Origin of the sequence: Aquabacterium sp. (assembly GCF_048860245.1) — a bacterium.
Classification (GTDB): domain Bacteria; phylum Pseudomonadota; class Gammaproteobacteria; order Burkholderiales; family Burkholderiaceae_C; genus Aquabacterium.
The window spans coordinates 1-23,854 of sequence record NZ_JBLIZW010000054.1; the positions used below are offsets into that span (position 1 = coordinate 1).

The window sequence follows — 23,854 nt, forward strand, 5'->3', positions numbered from 1 at the left end:
GCGACATCGCCCACACCGCTCTTGTTGAGTGAGGAGAACAGGGTCACGTTGACGTCGGCTTCGTCGGTGACGAGGTCGGCGAGCACCTCTTGCGCCTTGCGCAGAGACTCGGCCTGCTCCTTGCGGTTGAGCTTGTCTGCCTTGGTCAGCATGACCAGGAGCTTGACCTCACCGCTGCGCACGCGGGGCGTCACGAACTCGAGCAACTGGCGGTCCAGTTCGGTGAAACCGTGGCGCGAATCCACCATCTGCACCACCGCACTCAAATTGCGTCGGACTTCGAGGTAACGGGCCATCACCTCTTGCCAGCGCAGCTTGGCCGAGCGCTCGACGGCGGCATAGCCATAGCCGGGCAGGTCGGTCCAGATCTGGTTGGGGGCGGCCTTGGGGCCCAGGTGGAACAGGTTGATGTGCTGGGTGCGTCCGGGCGTCTTGGCTGCGTAGGCGAGCTGGCGCTGCTGGGCCAGGGTGTTGATGGCGGTGGACTTGCCGGCGTTGGAGCGACCGACGAACGCGACCTCTGGCAACTCGCTCACGGGCACCTGATGCAACTGGGCCGCCGTGATGTAGAAGCGGGCCGTGTGGGCCCAGGCCAGGGCTTCCTTGGCTGGGTGGCGAGCCAGATCCTGGGTTGGCACACGGGCCGGTGTAACGGCTTTTTGTGGGCCATTGGCCGTCTTGGAAGGGGCCTGTTTGGCCGAGCCGGGGCGATTGGGTGTGTGACGGGTCATAGGGCATTGTAAAATCTCTAGATTCAACTGCCAAAAGCAGGTGTTCGATTCCGTTTTGAATCTCGGGATCGGGTGCCGGCCGCCGGTTTCACCCCACACAGCCAACTCACCGCCCCTACGCCATGAAGCGCTTCTCGAACCTGATTGCCCTTGCCTCGGTGGCCCTGTCCTTGTCCGGCCTGGCCCATGGTGCCGACACCAAAGCCGCCAAGCCCAATCTGGCTGCGGGCGAGGCCAAGGCCACGGCCGTGTGTGCGGCCTGTCACGCGGTCGATGGTTCGCGTGGTCTGCCCGCTTACCCCATCCTGCAAGGCCAGCACCCTGAGTACTTGGTCAAGCAACTGGTTGAGTTCAAGGAAGGCAAGCGCAAGAACGGCATCATGTCGGGCATGGCTGCACCGCTGTCGCCTGAAGACATGCGCAACGTGGCTGCCTTCTTCGGCAGCAAGAAGGCGCCTGAAGGCACGGCCAAGAATAAGGATCTGGTGGCCGTGGGTCAAAAGATCTACCGCGGTGGCATTGCCAAGAAGGGCGTTGCCGCTTGCGCGGGCTGCCACAGCCCCAACGGTGCCGGTATGCCTGCTCAGTATCCCCGCCTGGCTGGTCAGCACGCTGACTACACCAAGGCTCAGCTGACGGCCTTCCGCCAAGGCGAGCGCACCAACAGCGCCCAGATGACGGCCATCGCCGCCAACCTGAGCGACAAGGAAATCGAAGCCTTGTCCGACTACATCGCCGGCCTGCGCTGATGCGCGATCCATGCACCGCTGTGATGGGTGCATGGAACTTCGCTGTCAACGTGTGACACCAAAGCGGGATGCCCTGAGAAGGGGTCCCGCTTTTTTGTTGTCCGGGGTCAGCCGAAGCTGTATTTGATTGCACCCAAGATGGGGCGGGCGATGCTTTCTCGCTATAGTGCGCCCCGGACTGCCTGAACTTATGACCGACGCTGCCTTGCCTTCTTACGAGCCTCCGCGCCATTCTCGACGTCGAGAATTCATCGAGTTGCTCTCCTCCATGCGCTTTGCGATCGCCTTGTTGACGGTGATCTGCATTGCCTCGGCCATTGGCACGGTGGTCAAGCAAGGCGAGCCCATGGTCAATTACGTGGACCAGTTCGGGCCTTTTTGGGCGGATGTGTTCGGCGCCTTGGGCCTGTACCGCATCTACAGTTCTTCGTGGTTTTTGGTGATCCTGGCGTTTCTGGTGGTGTCCACCAGCCTCTGTATCGTCCGTCATACCCCCAAGATCATGGCCGATTGGCGGACGTTCAAGGAGAACATCCGTGAGCGGGCCTTGCTGGCTTTTCATCACAAGGCGTCAGGCCAGTTGGCCGCGCCGTTGGCGACCGTTCAGCAGCGCGTGGTGCAAGACCTGACGCAGCAGGGGTGGGCCTTGCGCTCGCAGCAACGCGAGGCCTCGTCGCAAGGCGAGGCGGGCATCATGATTGCCGCGCGCAAAGGCGTGGCCAACAAGATCGGATACATCGCGGCGCACAGTGCCATCGTGCTGATCTGCCTGGGGGGCTTGTTTGACGGCGACCTGATCGTCAAGGTGCAAGCGTGGACCCAGGATTTGCAGCCGTTCAAGGGTGGTGCGGACCCGGTGGATCGCAGCCGGTTGAGTGAAGCCAATCCGGCCTACCGTGCGCAGTTGTTTGTGCCGGAAGGACAGCGGACCAACTCGGCCGTGATCACCCTGGACAAAGGCATGTTGCTGCAACCGCTGCCGTTTGAGGTGGAGTTGCGCAAGTTCACGGTGGACTATTACGACACCGGGATGCCCAAGCGCTTTGCCAGCGACATCGTGATTCACGATCCGCGCAGCAAAACGAGCAAGCCGTTCACGGTGGAAGTCAATCACCCGGTGGTGTACGACGGCGTCACGATTTTCCAGTCCAGCTTTGAGGACGGAGGCTCGATCGTGCGTCTGCGGCCATTGCATCTGGACTCGGGCGCGGAGCGGGCTGGCCCCAAGTTGGTCGAGGCCACGGTCAATGGTCCTGCAGGGGCGTTGCCGACCGATTGGTTGGGCACGCAGGCGGGCAGTGGCTTGCAGTTGGAAGTCACGGGCCTGCGCCTGATCAATGTGGAGAACATGGCGGCGGCGCAGAGCGATGCTGACGCGTCGAGCGGCGACGCTGGCGCGGATGTGCGCGGCGTGAACCTTAGCAACATCAGCAAGCATTTGGGATCGGGCGCCAAGGCCCCGGAAAACAAGAAGCTGGTGAACATCGGGCCCTCGGTCACGTACAAGTTGCGTGACGCAGCAGGGCAGGCGCGTGAGTACCAGAACTTCATGGTGCCGGTGCAAATTGACGGCGCGCCGGTGTTCTTGCTGGGCGTGCGGGACACGCCTGCGGAAGGCTTCCGTTATCTGCGTGTGCCTGCTGACGAGCAGATGGGTATTCAGGGGTGGGTGCGTTTGAAGCAGGCCCTCAACGACAAGGCCATGCGGCAGGAAGCGGCTCGGCGCTTTGGCAATGGCTCGGCACCTGCGGACCGGCCGGAGTTGCGCGATCAGTTGACCGTGTCGGCGCAACGGGCTCTCGATTTGTTTTCCGGTGCGCTCGAGATGAAGTCCACGGATGGCTCGCCCAGCAAGGTCAAGGGCGGTGGCTTGATGGCGCTGTCAGCCTTTATTGAGCAGGTGGTGCCGGCGGACCAGCGCGAGCATACGTCGGCCACGCTGATCCGGATCTTGAATGGCTCTTTGTTCGAGTTGTATGAGATGACCCGTGCTCAGGCAGGGTTGCCGGAGGTGAAAGGCAATCAGCCGGAGGTACAGGCCTTCATGACCCGCTCGGTGCTGGCCTTGTCGGATTCCATGCTGTACCCGGTCCCGGTGGTGCTGGCGCTGGACAGCTTCGACCAGAAGCAGGCCAGCGTGTTCCAGGTGACCCGCACCCCGGGTCGCAATGTGGTCTATCTGGGTTGCATCTTGCTGATCATCGGCGTGTTTGCGATGCTCTACATCCGCGAGCGCCGTCTGTGGATCTGGTTGCAAGACGATGGCCAAGGCGGCACCCGTGTGCGCATGGCTTTGTCGGCGACGCGTCAGACCCTCGATACCGACCACGAATTTGACAAGCTGCGGCAGGCGACGTTGGGCGCCACGGATGCGCCGCAGGCAGCTGCTTGATCTTCTAGGATGTCCAAGATGAGTGTTTCGACTTCGTCTGTGCTGGCCGTGGCGCCAGCGTCGCGTCGCCCGGTGAGCGACTGGTTGTTTGCCGCCCTGTTGCTGCTGGTGGGGGGCTGGGCGTTCCAGTCGTTTTCGTCGGCCATGGACATCTACGAAAAAGGCATCCTGGTGGTGGCGGTGCCTTCGTTGATCTGGCTGGGCTGGTTCTGGCGGCCGCTGCGTCTGCTGATGGTGCTGGCGGGGGCGGCCACGTGGGCGGCGGCGACGCTGTACCTGCGCCACACCGATGCCTATGGCGCCGACTTGGCTCAGGCGGACAAGGTGTTCTGGCTGAAGTATTTCTTGTCGAGCCAGAGTGCCATCTTGTGGATGGGCGTGCTGTTCTTCATGAGCACGGTGTTTTACTGGATCGGCGTGGTCTCGCGCGGTGAGTTCGCGACGCGGATTGGTTCGCGTCTGGCGTGGAGCGGCGTCTTCATGGCCATCGTGGGCACCTTGGTGCGCTGGTTCGAGAGCCATCAGATCGGGCCGGACATCGGGCACATCCCGGTGAGCAACCTGTACGAAGTGTTCGTCATGTTCTCGTGGCTGACCACGGCGTACTGGCTGTATTACGAAGACCGTTTTGCACGTCAAGGTCAGGCCTTGGGTTCGTTGGGCGCGTTCGTGATGCTGGTGGTGAGTGCGGCGGTGGGCTTCTTGCTCTGGTATGCGGTGGATCGTCAGGCCAGCGAAATTCAGCCCCTGGTGCCCGCCTTGCAGAGCTGGTGGATGAAGGTGCACGTGCCGGCCAATTTCATTGGTTATGGCACGTTTGCGATGTCGGCCATGGTGGCGTTTGCCTACCTGGTCAAGCATTTCGCCGGCGAAACCCATTGGTGGAAGTTGGCCCCGTTGTGGCTGGTTGGCGTGGTGCTGTGTTTTGAGCCGCTGGTGTTCCGTGCCAAGCCCGGCAGCGCGCAGATGATGAGCAGCTATTGGGCGGTGTACTTTGGTGTGGCCGCGCTGATCGTGGCGGGCATCGTGGCCGCACGCCGTCGCATCGCCGAACGCCTGCCCTCGTTCGAGGTGCTGGACGACGTCATGTACAAGGCCATTGCCGTGGGCTTTGCCTTCTTCACCATTGCCACCATCCTGGGTGCCTTCTGGGCGGCCGAGGCGTGGGGGGGCTATTGGAGCTGGGACCCCAAGGAAACCTGGGCCCTGATTGTGTGGCTTAACTATGCCGCGTGGTTGCACATGCGCCTGATGAAGGGGCTGCGTGGCACCTTTGCCGCGTGGTGGGCATTGGCTGGCTTGCTGGTGACCTCGTTTGCCTTCCTGGGGGTCAACATGTTCTTGTCCGGGCTGCACTCTTACGGTGAGCTCTGATGAGCGAGGGCCCTGGCGTGCACCGTTGGTTGACGTCGGCCCAGTTGGATTTGCTGCGGACCGATCCGTGGTTCGGCAGTCTGAGCGCTGACTTTGCATCCCACCTGCTGGCGCTGGCAGAGCCCCGATGTCTCCAGGCCGGGGAGACGCTGTTTCTGCGGGGCGATCCCCCGTGCGGGCTCTATGCTGTGCTGGAAGGGGCTTTGCGGGTGTCGGGCGGGACCGAGGCGGGCAAGGAGGCCATCCTGTCGCTGCTGGATCCCCCCGGTTGGTTTGGTGAGGTGGCCGTTTTTGATGGGCTGCCTCGAACGCACGATGTGGTGGCCGAAAGCGCATCCCTGATCTTGCATGTCCCAACGGCTGCTCTGCAGTCGTTGATGCAGCACATGCCGCAGGCGTGGCGTGAATTGGGTGTGCTCATGTCGCTGCGCCTGCGGCTGAGCTTCATCAATATGGAGGATCAGGCGCTGGCGCCCGCCGAGATCCGCTTGGCCCGACGCCTGCTTTGGTTGTCTCAAAGCGTGATGGCCAAGGTGGCAGAGGGGGCGCCATGCGTGCTCCCCGTGAGCCAGACGCAGTTGGGGCTCATGTTGTCGCTGTCTCGGCAAACCACAAACCAAATGCTTCAGTCTTTGCAGGCTCAAGGTATTTTGCGCGTCTCATATGGCCGGATCGAATTGCTGGATCGCGCGCAGTTGATCGTTTTGGGTCGACTATCCCCCGTTGAGAAGCGCATTTTGGCGAGGTTGCAGCCCGCGCCAAGCGCCTGACGTCTTTTATCCTGCGGACGAACCCGCGTTTGTCGGATAGCCGACAAGTTGAACGCGTACAAGTTCTCATCATCACGCGCACTGTTTAACAAACTGTGATGTGCGTCATGATTTTTGCTTCATCGCGTGTGGTCCGCGTATGCGGTCTGGGTCCAGTGGGCCTGGCTGTCTCGATGCTGTGTAGTGCGTCGGCCATGGCTGCACCCACCTACCCCAATCAGGAAACCGTGTGTGGTTTCAATGCGGCGCGTGAGCAGCAGCGCACGGCGTCGGCACAGTTGTTTGGGCAACCGGTTGTCCAGCAGATGCTGGTCAATGGGGCGCTTGTGTGGACAGCCGGGGGCGCGCAAGCTGCGCCGACCTTGCGGCCGGGCGACATCGTGACCTTGCGTGGCAGCGGGTTTGGGGCCGGCACCGATGTCGACTTCAGCAAGATCATGATCGGCAACAGCCGCGTGCTGGAGACGAATCTGTCGATGTACGAGCAGAAGCTCGACATCCTGTCGTCGTTGAATTACGAGACCGGGACGTCGCGCAGTAATTGGCCGAAGGACGTTCTGGGATGGTCTGATAACGAGGTTCAGTTTGCGGTGCCGGCTCATGCCAGCAAGGGCCCCCTCAAGCTGCAAGTGCAAAAGCGAACGGGCTACAACGTCTCTCTCACCAAGCCGGGGCAACCGCACAACGTCATTGATGCGCAGGTTTATCGTGTTCCGAACCCGCCAGACGCCAACTGTGATGTGGTGTCCGTGGTGTCTGCCGAGTCGAAGGCGATTGCGCCAATCACGGTCAATGTCGTGAACCCCAGCTTTAATGACATGTTGAAGCTGGGGCGCCAGATTTTCTGGGCGTACGACTACAACCTTGGGCTGAGCCACAAGTACAAGGGGCTGGAGTGGGATGCGATTGTGCAAGGCAAGGCGACGGACCCTTACACCCGCGCCAAGGCGGACCCGGCCGTGTTGTTTGGGGCTGTGCGTCAGGTGGCGGGGCAGGTGCCGGTGGAGGCCATCGATGATGTGTACTTCAGCCCTTACCCGCAACTCAATCCCACGCCCGGTTTTCTGGCGATTGGCCCGCAGTTGACCGAAGGAAATACCAAGAGCACAGGGTGGGTCGGCTATCGCTATGCCGAATCGGTGCATCCTTTCTTGGGCAAGGGCAGCTGGATCGGGTTCAACTGCGCCTCTTGCCATGGCTATCAGATCAGCTACGAAAAGGCCGGCACCTCGATCACCAAGGTGTTCCCGGGGCTCCCCAATCCGAAGTGGTCCATGAAGTGGGCAACCCTGGGCACGGGGACGGGCAAGACGACCTCGAAATTTGCTTACGTGAGCGAACAGGAAGCGGGGCCGAAATGGTCTACCGGCAAAGCTGCCGTGGACAAGACGCCCTTGCTTTACCTCATGCCACCAGGTACGGGCGAGTCGACCATCACGCGAACCTCTGGCGAGGGCGGGCTGTATGACAACGACTACATGTTCAGCCCCACGGCCATTCCCAACGTGACCCATCACATGCCGGTGCGCAGAGCGCTGTCGCATACCGAGTCTTATGTGGGCTTTGAGGGCTCGTACATCCATGCGGAAGAGCCGGATGGTGCGATGGGCTCGATGGACGCCAAGTCGCTGAAGGCCTTGACCGCCTACATGACCACATTGGATGCGGATGACGATGACCTGCGCAATGTGGGCATGTATCGGTGGTTGAAAGCGAATGGCCAGTTGGCGCAGACCGGGAACACCTCGCTGTCAGAAGGATCGTTTGTCCAGAATGGCTGGCAGCGCTACCCCGGTGTGGCGAGTGCCGTGGCGGCGGGCAAGAGCACATTTGATCAGCACTGCGCGAGCTGTCACGCAGACCAGATGGGGCTGAATTCGACCGAAATCATGGTGCCGCTGACGCAGGTGGGCCGATTCTTTGCCCCCACGGACTTCCAGCGCAAGCAGCAAGCCATTCGTGCAACGTACCTGCGAAACCTGTACTGGGTGAGCTCGCGTGGTCTGCTGTCTGATGCGCATGTCCGCAATCTGGAAGACCTGGTGCATCCGGACCGATGCGATGAAAACTCGGCGCTCTACAAGCAGTACTACACCTTGCATGCGCCCGTCCGCCCGGCCCCCGGCACGCCGGATCAACCGATTGTGGCGCCCGACCTGAACCGCAAGGGGGATGTGTTCCGTGTCTACAAAGACAAGCAGAAGGACATCTTTGATACGACCTATGCCGCGCGCAATCGCTTTGTTGAGCGGCACAAGTATTTCAGCATGCGTGCCGGTGACAGCGATTACTACTACTGGGACTTCCAGAAGATGCGGACGCAATACGGCCCTGACGAGATGGGTACCTCAGCGCCCATTGGCATGCCCGCGACACCGCACCCGTGGTGCGCCAAGTCGGCATCCGATGTGGCCAATCTGGTTCAGTACCTGTTGACGCTGTGATGGTGCCATCGCTTCGCTGGCTGAGCCTCATCTGCGTGGTGCTGTGTGTGGCAACGGGATGGTGGATGAGCGGTGCATCGCCGCCGCTTGTGCCAACGTTGCCAGACGAGCCTTTGGACCGCGGGCGACCGTTGGCGCGGGCAGAGCCATTCCCCTTGCCCTCGCCGACCGAGCTGGCCAGTTCTCAGCCATCTGCTAGGCCCAGCGAGGTGAGTGTGTTGCCGGTCTTGGCCGAAGTCAAAGCACGCGGTGCCGTGGCCAAGGCCGCCGATCACAGTGTGTGGACGGCGCCGGCTGTTGCGCAGGCGTATCGCCGCGATCCCCTGAAGCTTGCGCAACAACTGCAAGATCGGCGCGGGGTGTTCACGGGGACGATCCTGCGCGTGGAGGTCGGAGAGTCCGGCGTCACCATCTTGAGCCTGGGGCATGAGGACGTGACCTGGAACATGGTCTTGTCACCCGAGGAAGCCGCATCCGTGCCGACCTTGAATCCAGGTCAAACGGTCCGTGCAGATTGCATGGGGCAGGGCCTGGTGATGGGGCTGTTGGTACTGGTGGATTGCAGACTCTTTCCCTGATAATGAACCATCCTGGTTACTTGTGGGATGAGTCTGCATGCATTACGTTGTTCGTGATCCTCAAGGCGCCATTGTCAGTGTGCACCGCGATCAGGTGGCTGACAGTGAGGCTCTCCCTGCCAATCACCCCGAGGTCCAAGCCTTCATTCAAGGTGAGCAAGGCGAAGGTGCGCTGTCATTTGCGCGCATGGACGCTGGCTTGGTGCGCGTTCTCGAAGACTTGATTGATGTCCTGATCCGGCGAGGGGTATTGCGCATCACTGATTTGCCAACGGAAGCGCAAGCCAAGCTGTTCGACCGCAAGCACTTCCGTTCAGGTTTGCAGGCGCATGCACTGTCTTTGTATGAAGAGGGCGAGGGCGCGTCGTTACCGACTCTCGCCGTTCATCCTAATGTCGGTAATCCGGAAGATCAGTTGCCTCCCAAGGATTGGCCTGACTTGCTCTGACTGCTCTGGCTGTCAGCGGATCACGCGATGATCCAATGCCGGAAGTTGCTGGCGAATGTGCGCTTGTCGACTGTGCAGGATGTCGGCGATGGCCATGCCTTCACCGATTGCATGTAGGGCAAGCACTGCGCCCCACGGATCGATCACCATGGCGTGCCCGAAAGTGGCGCGCCCGTTTTCATGTTGCCCACCTTGTGCGGGGGCCATCACGTGACACAGGTTTTCAACCGCGCGGGCACGTAGCAACAGCTCCCAGTGTGCTTTGCCTGTGGTGTCCGTGAAGGCAGCAGGCAGCACGATCAAATCCAGCGGCTCAGCGGCACCCAGTGCGCGGAAGAGCTCTGGAAAGCGCAAGTCATAGCAGACGCTGAGCCCGATCCGCCAAGCTTCTCCGTTGCGATCGGTGAGCGTGAAGGCCACCGGTTCAAGCCCGGGACGCAGGCAAACAGATTCGTCATAACGGCGCACGCCGTCGTCAAACTTGAACAGGTGGATCTTGTCGTAGCGAGCGACCCGTTGCCCTTGCGGGTTGTAAGCCAGCACCGTGTTGTAGACCTTGTGCGGGTCGTCGCTGGCGATGGGAATCGTGCCGCCGATGAGCCAAACCCCATGTGTCTGCGCCGCCGTGGCCAGCATGTGCTGGATGGGTGTGCGTGTCGCGTCCGTGATGGCCGCATCGGCCAAGGGTTCTGCGATGGCCAGCTTGTCGGTGTCGCGGTGTCCCATGAGGCAGAAATACTCTGGCAGTGCAATCAGCTCTGCCCCCGCTTGGGCCGCTTGCGCGATCCATGCACGTGCGTGATCCAGGTTGTCTGCGACGCGCGGCGAGGAGACCATTTGGAGTGCGGCGATTTTCATTGCAAGGGCACAGGTGCGGTAACAGGAGCGTTTTCGAAGACCACTTCCACCTTGATGCGCGACTTGACGATGGCGCCGTTTTTTTGTCCAGGCGTGTAGCGCATGTCTTGGAATGCGGCCATGGCGGTTTTTTCCAACTCGGGTGGCAGACGAGGTTCTAACGCACGAATGTGATGGACCCGTCCTGATTCGTCAATGTAAAGGGCCAGGATGCCGACATGTTTGCCCTCAAATGTCGGGTCGGATATGACAGGGAGGATGACAGCGCCTTGAGCCAATGGCACGACAGATAGCTCTGGCCGGGGTATGTAATTGGCATCGATGTCAATTTGCGCTGACTGCTTGCCGGTTTGAATTTCTGTTGTTTGGTTGACCGACGCAGCTCCTGAAAGATCTGCATTTTGTGGTGTAGTACGTTGCGACTCGGCCTGGATGGCCGATGTTCGCACCAACTCAACAGGGGACAGATTCGGGGTGACGAACTGCGTATGCCGGTGAGGCTTTGCTCCATCTGGCACGGCGATCTGGATATCCCGCGCAACGATCCATAGCAGCAGGTGTGCTGTAGATGACAGCACACCTGCTAGACCGATGGTGGCGATTCGCTTTAATCGACCAGTTCTCGCCACGATGTGCGGTGCGCTGTACCGGTTCCAGAGGCGCCCGATACTGGAGGTGTTTCCGTTGTGATTTTGCCGCTACTGTCTTGCACGATCAAACGGATGTTGCCGTCACTGTCGCGAACCCAGTTTGTTCCCACCAAGAGTGTGTGATCGCTTTGCTGGGAGCCGACGGGGTTCTTGTTAACTGTCCCGCCTGTCGCTGCGTTGAGGTAGTACAGCCAGGATGAGCCGCCAGAAGAGCAAGCATCCCCGTTCGGGATAGTCGTTGGGACCACCAACGTGGTGAGTTGGAGCGCCATTTGAGTGCTGACGCGTTCCTTGGAGTGGGGCAGATCGACCCACCAACCGGCTTTGCTGCTCCAGTCAACTGAATTGGTGGTGATTGAAGCCGTCTTGCCACCGCTGTCAATCGTGAGCGTTTGCTTGACGAAGTTCGAGTTGTTGCGGATGTCCCCCCAACTGTCGTTGGTCAAGGGATCTTTGATTGCATAGATGGATTGTTGGGTCGTATCGGTAATATCGGATTCACCGAGGTATTTGCCCGTGCCCACGATGACGACCGGCTTGCCGCTGGCTTGGATCAGCATGGGTTTGGTTGTGATCGGCTGCGGCGATGTAGATGAGATTTGCCCGACGCCCAACTTCAGGGCCGCATTCTTCGGTTCGACCAAGCCGTCGAAATCGAATCTCCACACATTGCCCAGCAGATCACCGCCATAGAACCGTGTCGCGGTGTTGTTGCTTGCGTCGTCAATCCATGCATTGATCTTTGCAAGCCCGCTCGGCGTTGCGGTGCTACCAGCAGCGGTAGGTATGCCGCCTGTTACCACTTCGGTGCCTGTCGCTGCATCGACAATGAACAAGCGGCCCTTGCCATCACCTGTAGAGGTAGATGAGTCATAGTTGTTGTAACCCGAGGCGAAAGCCACGATCCACTTACCCGCCTTGTTCTTCGTGATGATTGGGTTACCGTACGACAAACCCAGATTTGCGTGCGAGAACTCCCAAAGTACTTTGGGGTCTGTCGGGTCGGTAATATCCAGTGCGTAGTAGGCTTTGCCACCCTTGTTGAGTCCACCGACCAGAATGGTTTTCCATGCACCATCAACTTTGATGTCGCCCATCACAGGCGCCCCATCAACGAAGTATTGGTGCTTGGTGCCGTAGCTGGTGTCCGCCAGCTTGTACAAGCTGGGCATCACCTCGCTGGGTATGAATGCCCATTTTTCTTCGCCTGTCGCGGCATCAAATGCGTGCAGCATCCCATCGTTCGCAGCGACATAGATCATCGCGTCCCGAGCGGTGGATGCAAACGTTGAATATCCGGAGTCCGCGTAGCTGAAGGGCGGTTTGCCCACGTAAACGGGGGCACCGTTGACGATGTCGCCCAGAATATGCTCGCGCTTCCGATAGAGCGCAGCAATGTCGGTTGTGCCATCTTTGGTTGCCGACTCGTAGGTCCGTTCTCCTCTGAGATAGTTCACCAAGTTCGCGGCGGTGTTTGCTTTAGTCAGTGCGGTTCCAGTCAAAGACGAGCATTGGCTCGACAAGACGGCTTTGCTGCACAGATCCTTGAAGTAAGCAAGCTGTGCGGTTGTAAGGTTGTCGGCATTGAACGCTGTGATCACACCGCTCTTGTTGAAGTAAATTTTTCTGTCTGTGTAAGTCTTCGCATCCAGTAGAGCCTGGGCAGACCACACCACGGTGCTGGAGACGGATGCAGTGGAGCCAGTCAGCTTGTAGGCTGTCAGATCACCAGTCCAAGCTGACGTGGTGTAACTGGCCCGGTAAAGGCGGTTGTTATCTCCTGCGACCAATTCAAGCGAACTGGTCGCCGCTGCGGAAGAGGCACCATCGGTGCGGGTAATCGATGCGATCACCCCTGCAATCGCGTCTTTCAACGCAGAGGCATCCATTGCAGAGTAGTACTGACCACGACCGTTGACCGCCGCGTGCCATAAGTCGTCAATCGCTGTGGCCTCGTTCTCAGTCGGTTTCGGCCAGTTGATCGTGCCATTCTTCAGGTCAACATATGTTCCTGACGTCTGAGTCAAATAATTCTTGTCATAAGAGAGTGTGCCGCTGACACCCAGACCAATCGTGTACGTATTCATGTGTTGATACGTTGCAGGATCTTGTGAGGTGGTCGGCACAATGTCGTTGCAGACATCTCGAGATGCGCCCGAGGCGCTAGAGGTGCAGTTGCTCCACTTCGAGTTACGAATGTCTGTTTTCCAGTAATACTCCGCGACGTCTGCCAGGGTGTCTGATGCGCCACCTGACGAAGTCTGGCTTGTCACTGGGTCCCCGGTCTGGTCACGAGATGCTTCGCTTTCAGTCGTGTAGGCAGTGTTGGTGACGGTCCATGCAGAGGGGGAAGATGCGCTCGCCGTGATGGCCGAATATGTTGCGACACCTGAGCCTTTGGCTGTTTGATACGTCACCACTGCGGTGCCATTCGTCCAAGTGTTGCTATCTGTGGGCGTCGTCACCGAAGCAGGCGAGATGCTGGGGGCACCGGGTGTGCCATCAACCCAAGCACTCGCGGTGCCCTTGGACTCTTTGGTCGTTGCCGTGCCACCTTCCGGGGTAGTCACGGTCACCGTCAGGGTGTAAGTCCGTGTTTGTGGGGTGATGACCGTCTGTGTTTGCGTGGTCGAATAGGTTTGTGGGGTCGTCGTGACCTTGTATTGCCCCTTGTTCGGATCGGTGGTTTTGGCGGTGGACGATACGACAGTTTTTGTGCGATCCCACGTGTATGTTCTGGTCGACGTCACGGTCTTGTTTCGTGTCTCGGTGACCAGATACGTCGTGGTCACGACATCTGACACCGTGGCGGAGTCACGCATCGGCCGAGATTCCATGCCGTCCTGTTGTCCAACAGCGGTACTGGTGTCCAGTTGGACGCCCTTTGTCGATCCGTTCCAGTAGCCGTCCGTGGACAGCAGCGTGTAGTTACGCTGGCACGAATATTGGACCGGGTCGGTTTGACCTGTGTGCTTGTTGCCGAAATAGAGGCCCGCATCGGACAGTGCTGCGCGAAGAGGGGTGGCACTGTTGCCTCCCGCTTTGTACAGACTGTCGTAGAACTTGGTTTTTTGGGCCGAGTTGAAGTCTGCGACGTCGACGAAATAGAAATTGCTGCTTGATGCGACAAAAGTGTCTTCGTGAATGGTCGCAAACCCAATTCGGTATGTGTCATCCAAGCCTTTCATCGCTAATCCCATTGCAGTGCGCATGAGTTCGCGACGCGTCCGGTAATACTTGTACCAGTTTGCGTAGTTTTGTGCTTCGGCTGAGGATGATGTGACGGTTACCTTTGTGAATATGGCAGTTGAAGTATCAGTGTCAATCTTGCATTCCTCGTAAAAGGTGTTGTTGACCGGGGCGGTCGCAGTGAAGGCCCAACCCATTTTGGGCTGTTTCACGCCGTTGTTCCCGTTGTACAAGTAGTAATACTGGGTGCCGCTCGGAAAGGATGCGTTGCCCATGGATGACCCGTCTGCATTCACTCTTGGGGTATAGGTCACAGTGGGGTCATACGCGACACCATTGCATTGCGCCGAGCGATAACCGTAGATGTCGGAGTACCCAATGTCGTCCGGCATGAATGACGATGTCATGGAGCCAGAATCGTCCAGCATGAATAACAAGTTGGGTTTGGCTTTGACCGCCGGACGGGTGGCGAGTGGCTCGTTATCAATCGAAGTGAGGTCGGCCAGTGCATTGGGCGTGTAAGACAGCGCCAACATGACGCACAGCATGGCTGCGGCATGCGCAATGGCGTGTTGCTTCACTGTTGTTGGGCGGGTTGCTGCAGTAGTTGACATGGCTTGCTCTCGCTTTCCTGACAGAGGTGCCTGATCAGAAGTGGACAATCGTTTCCGTGTAGCTGACGGTATTGCGTGCACCTTGAATGCGTACGACGATGCGGAAGTAAGGGCTGGCAGCAGCGCCGAATCGTTCTGGTTCCGCGTAATTCAGATCGCCTTTGATGGGTGAGCCTCCATCGTTGCTATTCAGGGGGCGTACGCAATTGATGGTGCTGTCAGCACTGAGATCTCCGGCCTTGTCACACATCCGGAAAATCACATAACTTGCCGTGTTGTTGTTGATCGGATCGGTAATCTTGGTGACCTTCAGATCGCAGGCAGAGAAAGTGCCGCTGGTGGTCGATGCGCATTTGTCGCCATCCCAATCAATCAGTTGACGGACGGTCGTGGTGCTAAGTTGTGCGCCAGTCGCATCGACCGGAGTGGCGCCAGATTCCTTTGTGCTCGCGTAATAGCCATGGGCCGCATCATCGACATTCAATGCAGCCAGATTGGCGCTGAGCCAGTCAATAGCTTGTCGAGTTGCCTGTTCGGAGGACGCCGTAGCATCTTGTTTGAATCCGAGATTGCCCATCAGCAATGTACTGATATCGATGGAGCGGACCAGAGCCAATGTTGAAAGCATTAGCGCGACCAATGTCAGCAACGCAAAAAGCAACGTGGCTCCGCGCTCACGATGAAGGGTGGTTGTGGCACTCATCTTGTGTACCTCAGGAGTTCCATAGGACGTTGCGCAGAGGAATGATGGTGTCGTACACCTTGTAGCGATAGCGTTGCCAATTGGGGATGGTGTTGATGGTCAAGGTGATGCACTTGCTAGTGCCATGGCATGAACTTGTCGCAGGACCGGTGATCGTGTCATTCGGACCAACATCCCAAAGGGGCTGACTGGTTGTGACGCTGACGCCCTCATCTTTTGCGCTACGGGCGACAATCGCCATGCGGATCGTGAGTACCTGCTGCCAGCCAGCTGGTGTGGTTGGTGTCACGCGGTCATACGTGTCAACAATGCCATCAGCGTTGGTGTCCTTTCCGTACATGGCTTGCATGTTGACGATTTGCGGGAAGAGGTCTTGTGTCGACGTGGAGCCATCAGCCCACGACCGTTCGGTGGACGTGAGGTTGTAGGCTGCACTCACGGCATATGTCTTGACCGACATATTGCCCATGTTGACGAGGTAGCTTTTGGCTGCGAATCCTGCAGCGGGAAACACTGCTGATTGATTCCATGCGCTAGCCGCCGTGTGGGGCACGCGGGTGCTGCTCAATGTGGTGATGGGGTCAGATGTGCTCGTTGTGACCTGAAAGAGGCTGCACTGACTGGTCGCGTAGTCGGCAATGACCTCGGGGATGGCAACGACCATGTCATTGACAGCAACCCCCTGGGTGGAGTCGACAACAAAAGCCACCCCGGTTTTGGCATGATCCTCTTTGACTTGCATGGGGACGGCCACAGATCTTGTGCGTGCTTGTAAAACGGTAAGACTATCTGGGGCGCCATTAAGCCCGGCCGAGATAACCACCGGGGCGAGTGGGACAGAGAATGTTGCTCCCGTTCCGCCGTATTGGCCGCTGAGTTTGCAGCCTAGAGATGCTGGGTTCGCAGATGTTCCGTATCCAGCCATCTGGATTTCGCGCTGCATCGTAAACAGGGCCAGTGCGCCGTTCAGTTGTGCATCGCTACCACTAGAAATTGTCCTGCGACGCGTTTCCGACTGAACGAGCACTTGTGAAATCACCAAAACGGTGAGCATGCCCAGTAAGACGGCAACCATGAGTTCAATCAGCGTGAACCCGTGCTGATGAGGGCGCAAGTTAGGCAAAGGAGCTCGCATGGTCATCTCTCAGTTTGCCGTGGCGATGGTTGTGTGGGTCTCATATTTGTGAGTGTCCCCGCTAGGGGTGGACCACATGATGGTGACCTCAACGTCTCGGTTTGAGTTGTCGACGGTAATGCTGGTCTTTCCGGATGGCAGGGTCTGTGCAACTTTGTCTTGCCAGGATTTGCAGCGAGCATGCCCGGCGCAACTGGCATCGTCGTATGAGTTGATCTGCCCGATGTCTGCCCACATTTGACCGATGACCTCGTTGGCGAGGGCTGCGGCATCGGTGCGGATCTTTGCGTCGGTTTGGGCGCGTGTCAGGGCCCCCTGTAGTCCGACGAGTGCGAGCACCCCTAAAGCAAACAGCAGTACAGCGACCAGCACCTCAATGAGCGCAACGCCCGATGAGTGCTGTGGCAATTGAACGTTTCGCTTGTTCATGGCGACAATCAGCATTTGCGTGGATCGGTCGAGCTGCTCACGCTGGGGTCGCAGACTCGGATTTGGCCTACAGGCGAAATGGCGATGCGTAGGTTTCGGTACGAAATACCGGAGTCCTGTCCGGTGATGTCGATTCGGCCAATGGGTGCCGAATTGCTGACCCGGCCAAAGCCGTTGAAGGTAACCGAGGTCGCGCCTGTGGCCCCATCAGATTGCACAGCTTTCACCACGACTTGAGCACCGCTATCTCCAATGCTTCTTGATGCCACTAACCGTGGCGCCGAGACAGTCGATGGCGCGCTGGCGCAATGCGATGTCGGATCGCTTACGCTGACCACCCATGACCCGCTTGTGTTCGACAGGGCACAGGCATCGTCCAATTGATTTGCAGCATTACTGGAAACCAACCAGAAAGTAATGTTCTGATTGCGTTTGATGGCTTCCGCTCTTGCTACTTGTAAGCCCTCTTGGATGGCATTGCTGGCATTGCGGATCCGAATATTGTCCAACCATGTAGACAAGTTTGGTGCGGCAGCCAAGGCAAGAATGGTCACAATCGTGACGACGACCAACGCTTCAATTAATGTGAAACCACGTTGTTTCATGATTGCCCTGATTAACAAGAGCCGCTGATGAGCCAGCAAGACGCGGTGACTGAACTGCCCTTGAACGATGTTGTCGCGCGGGCTCCGTTGTGGTTGAGTGTGTAAGTGTTGCCTACCGCCGATCCAGTGCTGCCCGTCGCTGTGATCGTGAACCCCTGTCCGCTGTTGCTTGGGGCGCAGCTGTAGGTGAAGTACTTGATCGTGCCGCCCAGCTCCGACGTCGTGAGGGTGGTGGCGGCAGCACCACCACAAGTTGTGGCGCTGGTCGATGCGGCAAAGGCGCGGTTGTCTTGGTAATACTGTTCCAACTTACTCTTGTAGTTGGACATGTTGGTAAACGCTTCCTGGATTTGGCCTTTTCGGACGTAGTCCGTGTAAGCGGGATACGCCACCGAGGCCAGCAGCGCGATGATCGCCACGGTGATCATCACTTCGATCAGTGTGAAGCCGTTCGAAGTCAGGCGGCGGAGCGTTGTGGGGGCGGTGCTGGCAGGCATACAAATTCCTCTGTGGTCAAGATAATGATGCGTCGGCTCGACCACAAGAGGCGGGTGTTGGCCTGGCGCACGGGGCAAATTTGTGGGAAATCGCCGCTTCACGGTCTGCAAGATGTTCGCGCTGGATAACCGGGTGCCGTTCATCCTGTCGGTGCGACCGTTCGGCGGCGCCAGACGCTAGGCTCAAAACAGCGCCATGCTCAACTTGCGGCGGTACTGATCAATCACCGGGTCTGCTGCTTTGACTTCCACCTTGCCGGCAATTTCCAGCTTGGGTTTGCCGTCCGGGGATGAGCCGGTGGCCGCAGTGGCCTTCGGGGGGATGGGCTTGGGCTGCGGCTTGCTCATCACTTCCAGAATGGCGACGTAGGTCTTGCGGGCGATTTCATCGTTCCAGGCCTTGTCGCGCATGATGATTTCCAGCAGCTCGTCCATGGCCTCGGTGAAGCGGCCGGCGGCAAAGAAGAGCTGTGCCAGTTCGAAGCGCGCGGCAAAGTCGCGCTTGTTGGCGGTGATGGCTTCGGCCAGTTCGCTGGGCGCGCGGCCTTGGCGTGCGGCGGCAAACGCGTCGATGAAGCGGCCAAAAGCGGTGACGCGCTGCTCGGCCAGCGGGCCGGTCGCGCGGCTGGCCACCGGGGCAAAGATGGCCTGGGCGGCATCCAGTGCGCCTTCTTCCAGCAGCAGCTTGATCAGGTCGAAACGGGCTTCGTCGTTGCTGGGGTCCTTGGCCAGGGCGTCTTCCAGCAAGGCCAGAGCCGATTCGGTGTCCCCTTCTTCGGCGGCGTGTTCGGCTTCCAGCATCTCCACTTCAGACTGGATTTCGCCTTCGCCGGGGACGTGCTTGTCCAGGAACTCGCGGATCTTTTCAGGAGGGAGCGCACCCACGAACCCATCCACCGGCTGGCCGCCCTTGAACATCACGCAAAACGGAATCGAGCGCACGCCGAACATCTGCGACAGCTGGCCGGCAATCTCTTGCTGCTCGTCGGCGTTCACCTTGGCGAGCACGAAGCGGCCGGCGTACTCTTCTTCCAGCTTCTCCAGAACAGGGCCCAGCGCCTTGCAAGGGCCGCACCATTCGGCCCAGATGTCGAGCAAAACCGGTTGCTGCAGCGAGGCGCGGATCAGGTCGGATTCGAAGTTTTCGAGGGTGATGTCGATCATGTTTGTCAGATCTTCCGTGGAATGCGCAGATTCTGCCGGGCTCGGCTTGGGGGAACGCCTAAAATTCGGGTTTTGACGAAACGAGGATGAGCCGTGAGCAGCGCGACAGGTAAAGAAGGTGTGAAGGTGGGCGTCGTGATGGGTTCCAGCAGCGACTGGGACGTCATGCGCCATGCTGCCGACATTCTGACCGAGTTCGGTGTGTCGTTCGAGGCTCAGGTGGTCTCGGCGCATCGCATGCCGGACGACATGTTCCGCTACGCCGAGGCTGCGGCCGGTCGCGGTCTGGTGGCCATCATCGCGGGCGCTGGCGGTGCGGCCCATTTGCCAGGCATGCTGGCGGCCAAGACCACCGTGCCGGTGCTGGGCGTGCCCGTGCCCTCTCGCCACCTGCAAGGGGTGGACTCCTTGCACTCCATCGTTCAGATGCCCAAGGGCATTCCGGTGGCAACGTTTGCCATCGGCACGGCCGGTGCTGGCAATGCTGCGCTGTTTGCCGTGGCGATGCTGGCCAGCGCTGACCCGACGCTGCGCGCCAAGCTGGACGCCTTCCGGGCGCGCCAGACCGAAGTGGCGCGCGCCATGACCAATGACCTGACCATGGATGCCAAGGCATGACCGTTCGCAACAATGTGATCCTGCCTGGCGCCACGCTGGGTGTGATGGGCGGCGGCCAACTGGGCCGCATGTTCGTGCAGGCGGCTCAGGCCATGGGGTACCGCACGGCGGTGCTGGATGCTGACGCCAGCAGTCCGGCCGGCCTCGTGTCCCACGTGCACATCCGCACGGCCTACCTGGATGAAGCGGGACTGACGGACCTGGCGCAGTTGTCGGCGGCGGTCACCACCGAATTCGAAAACGTGCCGGCGCAGGCGCTGGACAAGCTCGCCGAAACCCGGCCAGTCGCGCCGGCAGGTGCCGCCGTGGCCATTTGCCAGGACCGCGCGCGCGAGAAAGCCCACTTTGTGTCCTGTGGCGTGGCTTGCGCACCGCACGCCATCATTGAAACGCCCGAGCAATTGGCGGCTGTGTCGGATGACCTGCTGCCCGGCATCCTCAAAACCGCGCGCCTGGGCTACGACGGCAAGGGCCAGATCCGCGTCAAGACCCGCGATGAACTGAACGCCGCTTGGGACGAGCTGCAGCGCGTGGGCTGTGTGCTGGAAAAGATGCTGCCCCTGGCGTATGAGGTCAGCGTCATCGTGGCGCGCAGCCAGGATGGGCAGGTGGTGCACTTCCCGCTGCAGCAAAACCTGCATCGCGATGGGATCCTGGCTGTGACCACGGTGCCTGCGCCCAATGTGACCGAGGCCGTGTCGCAGCAAGCGTATGCCGCCGCGCACCAGATTGCCGCGTCCATGCATTACGTGGGCGTGCTGTGCATCGAGTTCTTCGTGCTGCAAGATGGTCGCATCGTGGCCAACGAAATGGCGCCGCGTCCGCACAACTCCGGGCACCACACCATTGATGCGTGCGATGTGTCGCAGTTCGAATTGCAAGTGCGCGCCATGACCGGCCTGCCGCTGGTCGAGCCCGTGCTGCACAGCCCGTGCCTGATGCTCAACCTGCTGGGTGACCTGTGGTTCCCTGATGGCGCCGCCGAACAGGTCGAGCCCGACTGGGCGGCCGTGCTGGCCTTGAGCGGCACGCACCTGCACTTGTATGGCAAGACCGAGGCCCGCAAGGCCCGCAAGATGGGGCACCTGACGGTGACCGGCACCACGGCCGAAGCCGCGCGTGACACGGCCTTGAAGGCCGCGGCCATTTTGGGCATTGCGCCCTTCTGACGAGGGGCGACCGCAGACCATGCGCTTGCTGGACCCCCACACGCAACCCGACGCCATCGAGCAAGCCGCGCAGCGCCTGGCCGATGGCGGCTTGCTGGCGCTGCCGACCGAGACCGTTTACGGCCTGGGTGCGCGGGCGGACGACGATGCGGCCGTGGCGCGCATTTTTGCGGCGAAGGGCCGCCCTGCGGATCATCCTTTGATCGTGCACGTGGCCAATCAGGCGGCAGCCATGTACTTCGTGGCGAGCTTCCCGCCCGTCGCGCAGCGTTTGGCCGCCGCTTTTTGGCCCGGCCCGCTGACGGTGATCGTGCCGCGCCATCCGGACATGGCCCGCGCGGCGGCCGGTGGGCAGGACACCATCGGCCTGCGTTGCCCGGATCACCCGGTGGCCCGGGCGCTCCTGGAAGCGTGTGCGCAGCGTGACGTTTTGGGGGTGGCGGCACCCAGTGCCAACCGGTTTGGCCGCATCAGCCCGACGCAGGCCGCGCACGTGGTCGACGAATTTGACGGCCGCGGCGAGGGCTTGGACGAAGTCTGGGTGCTGGACGGCGGGGCCTGCGGCGTGGGGATCGAGTCCACCATCATTGACTGCTCTCGGGGACGCCCGGTGTTGTTGCGCCCGGGCAAGCTGACCTTGGCCGAGATCGAGGCCGTGGCGGGTGAGCCCGTGCTGTGGTCCCGCCCGGAGGCACCAGATCCCCATGCGCCCAAAGCCTCGGGGACGCTGATGTCGCATTACGCCCCGCGTGCGCGCGTGCGACTGATGACCGACGAACAGTTGGCGGCAGCCCTGGATTTGATTGAGCCGGAGTTGAGCGCCGCAGCGGTCAAGGGGGCACACAAGGCGCCCAAGATTGCGGTGTATTCGCGCAGTTTGTGGGCGCACCGTCCGCCACATCCGGGCGTGGTGCATTTGTCCATGCCGGGCGACGCAGCGACCGCTGCGCACGATCTGTTTGCGGATTTGCGCGAACTGGATGCCACCGGGGTGGAGTTGATTTGGGTGGAGGCGCCGCCGGCTGATCCGGCATGGGACGGCGTCCGGGATCGACTTCATCGTGCGGCGGCCTGAGTCGCCGCTCGGCATAACCTATCTTTACATGGCAGACTCGGGGGCGCGGCAAGCTCGATTTATGCTTGCGGCCTGTCAGCCTTGACCGTTTTTCGGAGAGTTCATGTCTCGCAACGTTGCTTCTTCCACGACTGTGGCCCTTCGCCGTATCGGCCTGGTGGCTTTGGCCTGCTCGGCCGTGTTCCTGCAAGCCTGTGGTGGTGGCAGCCGTGCGAAGTCGTATGAGCCAACCCGCATCGTGTCGTTTGGCGATGAAAACAGCGTGCTGGACAGTTATTCAGGATCGTTGAGGGACGCCTCTGGGGCTGCGGCAACTTTGTATGGCTTGACCTATTCGGCCAACTACACATTGACCACGGCCGCAGTGACCTGTCAGGTCAGTGGATCCGATCCGGCGACGGGCAAATTCTGTGCGAGCAGCGTAACCGTGGATGACGGGACGACGTCGACCTTTGATGCCCCCTCCTACACGATCTACAACACCACCGACTATCCGAGTACGGTCAACGCGTGGGAGTTGGGGTCCGGCACGGTGAATGGCTCTACGGTTGCATTGAAGCGCACGACCTCCACGACCTACTACTGCAATACGGCCTCGCTGTGGATCCAATCGTTGGCGTTGTCGTTTGGCAAGGGGTATCGCAGCGAGTGTCCGCTGACCTCGTACTCCGGGGCTGAAACCTATGCCGAGGCGGGGGCCAAGGTGGCCGATGTCGCCACGCAGGTCGACAACCATTTGAGCGAATTGGGCAGTGGCGTGATGGTCACCATCATGGCGGGCCAAAACGACATCCTGGAGTTGTATGCCCAGGTGAAGGCCAACACCCTCACATTGGCGCAAGCGCAAACCATCGCGCAAGAGCGTGCGGACGCATTGGCGGTGGTCGTGAAGAAGGTCATTGCCACGGGCGCCAAAGTGGTCTTGGCCTTGACGCCGGACTTGGGGGAATCGCCTCTGGCCTACACGACCGGAGAAAATCGGACGGCGCTGGCTGCCTTGACCAAGTCTTTCAATGATCAGGTTTACATCACGCGTTTGGGTGAAGAGTCTGGTCGCAATTTGGCCGGCGTGAACCCAGTCAGCCTGACAAACACCACGACACGTAGCACCAGCTATGTGTATGAAAAGCCACTGTGCAACACCGCGACGACCAACACCGCAACGCGCCCTGATGGCACCACGTTGAGCGTCACGCCCGACGTGTCAAATGGGTTCGGCCGTGAGTTGACCAAGTTCTGTACCGCGTCGACTTATGTCACCGATGGCAGCTTGTCGACCTATATGTGGGCTGACTTGGTGCGCTTTGCACCTGCGGCGCATGCTTTGATCGGTTCGACGGCCGCCACGCGTGCCGCCAATCAGTTCTGATTGCCCCCGCCATAACGAATCCGCATCACCAGAATCGCTGAGGCCAGCGAGAGGGTGATGCTGTTGGCGATCGCGATGGGCCACGAGTTCATCGCGACACCATATGCCAGCCACAGTGCCACGCCACAGGTGAATGCGCTGTACATCCCCACGGAGATCCCGTCGACATGGCGGGTCCGAAAAATCAGCCAGGCCTGAGGGATGAACGATCCCGTGGTCAGGATGGCGGCCACGGTGCCCACCCATTCAATGGTCTCAGGGGGCAGGGGGAGCAGGTCACGTAAGGTCATGCG

General features: G+C 60.0%; 22 protein-coding genes. 11 read left to right on the top strand and 11 right to left on the bottom strand.

What is annotated here, in order from left to right; genetic code table 11:
- On the bottom strand, window positions 1-731 hold a 731-nt coding region (gene yihA / locus ACMV18_RS06210; RefSeq protein ID WP_420817127.1), incomplete at its 3' end, for a ribosome biogenesis GTP-binding protein YihA/YsxC.
- A gap of 122 nt (window positions 732-853) precedes the next feature.
- Here yihA and ACMV18_RS06215 point away from each other — a divergent pair.
- From ACMV18_RS06215 to ACMV18_RS06245, 7 genes are all read left to right on the top strand, one after another.
- Complete coding sequence (locus ACMV18_RS06215; protein WP_420817128.1) at window positions 854-1,480, top strand: c-type cytochrome; 627 nt, start codon at window positions 854-856, stop codon at window positions 1,478-1,480.
- 190 nt (window positions 1,481-1,670) lie between these two features.
- Window positions 1,671-3,872 carry a cytochrome c biogenesis protein ResB gene (locus ACMV18_RS06220; protein WP_374259087.1) on the top strand — a complete coding sequence of 734 codons (2,202 nt, stop codon included), beginning with the start codon at window positions 1,671-1,673 and terminating at the stop codon, window positions 3,870-3,872.
- Between the two features lie 18 nt (window positions 3,873-3,890).
- The gene (gene ccsB, locus ACMV18_RS06225) at window positions 3,891-5,246 is read left to right on the top strand and encodes a c-type cytochrome biogenesis protein CcsB (protein ID WP_420817129.1); all 1,356 of its coding nucleotides are present in this window, start codon (window positions 3,891-3,893) and stop codon (window positions 5,244-5,246) included.
- Entirely contained in the window at window positions 5,246-6,016 is a 771-nt protein-coding gene (locus tag ACMV18_RS06230; protein WP_420817130.1) for a Crp/Fnr family transcriptional regulator, read from the top strand. Before ccsB ends, ACMV18_RS06230 begins: the two co-directional genes overlap by 1 nt.
- A gap of 107 nt (window positions 6,017-6,123) precedes the next feature.
- Window positions 6,124-8,460: a hypothetical protein gene (locus tag ACMV18_RS06235; protein WP_420817131.1), complete on the top strand. Its 2,337-nt coding sequence runs from the start codon at window positions 6,124-6,126 to the stop codon at window positions 8,458-8,460.
- Window positions 8,460-9,038, top strand: coding sequence for a hypothetical protein (locus tag ACMV18_RS06240; protein WP_420817132.1), 579 nt, complete (start codon window positions 8,460-8,462; stop codon window positions 9,036-9,038). The genes ACMV18_RS06235 and ACMV18_RS06240 overlap by 1 nt, the downstream gene beginning before the upstream one ends.
- A gap of 37 nt (window positions 9,039-9,075) precedes the next feature.
- The gene (locus tag ACMV18_RS06245; RefSeq protein WP_420817133.1) at window positions 9,076-9,486 is read left to right on the top strand and encodes a hypothetical protein; all 411 of its coding nucleotides are present in this window, start codon (window positions 9,076-9,078) and stop codon (window positions 9,484-9,486) included.
- Window positions 9,487-9,498: 12 nt separating this feature from the next.
- Here ACMV18_RS06245 and ACMV18_RS06250 read toward each other — a convergent pair whose 3' ends face one another.
- The 9 genes from ACMV18_RS06250 to ACMV18_RS06290 all read right to left on the bottom strand — a co-directional run bounded on the left by ACMV18_RS06250 (window position 9,499) and on the right by ACMV18_RS06290 (window position 19,330).
- On the bottom strand, window positions 9,499-10,344 hold the full coding sequence (locus tag ACMV18_RS06250) for a carbon-nitrogen hydrolase family protein (RefSeq protein WP_420817134.1): 846 nt from the start codon (window positions 10,342-10,344) through the stop codon (window positions 9,499-9,501).
- Window positions 10,341-10,922: an energy transducer TonB gene (locus ACMV18_RS06255; protein WP_420817135.1), complete on the bottom strand. Its 582-nt coding sequence runs from the start codon at window positions 10,920-10,922 to the stop codon at window positions 10,341-10,343. Before ACMV18_RS06255 ends, ACMV18_RS06250 begins: the two co-directional genes overlap by 4 nt.
- Window positions 10,923-10,951: 29 nt before the next feature.
- Window positions 10,952-14,797: a pilus assembly protein gene (locus tag ACMV18_RS06260; protein ID WP_420817136.1), complete on the bottom strand. Its 3,846-nt coding sequence runs from the start codon at window positions 14,795-14,797 to the stop codon at window positions 10,952-10,954.
- 34 nt (window positions 14,798-14,831) lie between these two features.
- Window positions 14,832-15,500, bottom strand: a complete 669-nt coding sequence (locus ACMV18_RS06265; protein WP_420817137.1) for a hypothetical protein — start codon at window positions 15,498-15,500, stop codon at window positions 14,832-14,834.
- 10 nt (window positions 15,501-15,510) lie between these two features.
- Window positions 15,511-16,635, bottom strand: a complete 1,125-nt coding sequence (locus ACMV18_RS06270) for a PilW family protein (RefSeq protein WP_420817138.1) — start codon at window positions 16,633-16,635, stop codon at window positions 15,511-15,513.
- A 9-nt stretch (window positions 16,636-16,644) separates the two neighbouring features.
- Window positions 16,645-17,064, bottom strand: coding sequence for a type IV pilus modification PilV family protein (locus ACMV18_RS06275; protein WP_420817139.1), 420 nt, complete (start codon window positions 17,062-17,064; stop codon window positions 16,645-16,647).
- Between the two features lie 8 nt (window positions 17,065-17,072).
- The gene (locus ACMV18_RS06280) at window positions 17,073-17,669 is read right to left on the bottom strand and encodes a GspH/FimT family pseudopilin (RefSeq protein ID WP_420817140.1); all 597 of its coding nucleotides are present in this window, start codon (window positions 17,667-17,669) and stop codon (window positions 17,073-17,075) included.
- A gap of 11 nt (window positions 17,670-17,680) precedes the next feature.
- Entirely contained in the window at window positions 17,681-18,166 is a 486-nt protein-coding gene (locus tag ACMV18_RS06285) for a type IV pilin protein (RefSeq protein ID WP_420817141.1), read from the bottom strand.
- Between the two features lie 183 nt (window positions 18,167-18,349).
- Window positions 18,350-19,330, bottom strand: coding sequence for a tetratricopeptide repeat protein (locus ACMV18_RS06290; RefSeq protein WP_420817142.1), 981 nt, complete (start codon window positions 19,328-19,330; stop codon window positions 18,350-18,352).
- 93 nt (window positions 19,331-19,423) lie between these two features.
- Between ACMV18_RS06290 and purE the strand changes: the two genes are divergently transcribed.
- The 4 genes from purE (at window position 19,424) to ACMV18_RS06310 (ending at window position 23,561) form a co-directional block, all read left to right on the top strand.
- On the top strand, window positions 19,424-19,948 hold the full coding sequence (gene purE, locus ACMV18_RS06295; RefSeq protein ID WP_420817143.1) for a 5-(carboxyamino)imidazole ribonucleotide mutase: 525 nt from the start codon (window positions 19,424-19,426) through the stop codon (window positions 19,946-19,948).
- Window positions 19,945-21,117 (top strand): 5-(carboxyamino)imidazole ribonucleotide synthase, encoded by a 1,173-nt coding sequence (locus ACMV18_RS06300; RefSeq protein ID WP_420817144.1) that lies wholly within the window; start codon window positions 19,945-19,947, stop codon window positions 21,115-21,117. The genes purE and ACMV18_RS06300 overlap by 4 nt, the downstream gene beginning before the upstream one ends.
- Window positions 21,118-21,136: 19 nt before the next feature.
- Entirely contained in the window at window positions 21,137-22,192 is a 1,056-nt protein-coding gene (locus ACMV18_RS06305) for an L-threonylcarbamoyladenylate synthase (RefSeq protein ID WP_420817145.1), read from the top strand.
- A 103-nt stretch (window positions 22,193-22,295) separates the two neighbouring features.
- On the top strand, window positions 22,296-23,561 hold the full coding sequence (locus ACMV18_RS06310; protein WP_420817146.1) for a hypothetical protein: 1,266 nt from the start codon (window positions 22,296-22,298) through the stop codon (window positions 23,559-23,561).
- On the opposite strand, the gene ACMV18_RS06315 is transcribed toward ACMV18_RS06310, so the two are convergent.
- Window positions 23,552-23,851, bottom strand: a complete 300-nt coding sequence (locus tag ACMV18_RS06315) for a SemiSWEET family sugar transporter (protein ID WP_420817147.1) — start codon at window positions 23,849-23,851, stop codon at window positions 23,552-23,554. The genes ACMV18_RS06310 and ACMV18_RS06315 overlap by 10 nt on opposite strands.
- Window positions 23,852-23,854: the final 3 nt, after the last annotated feature.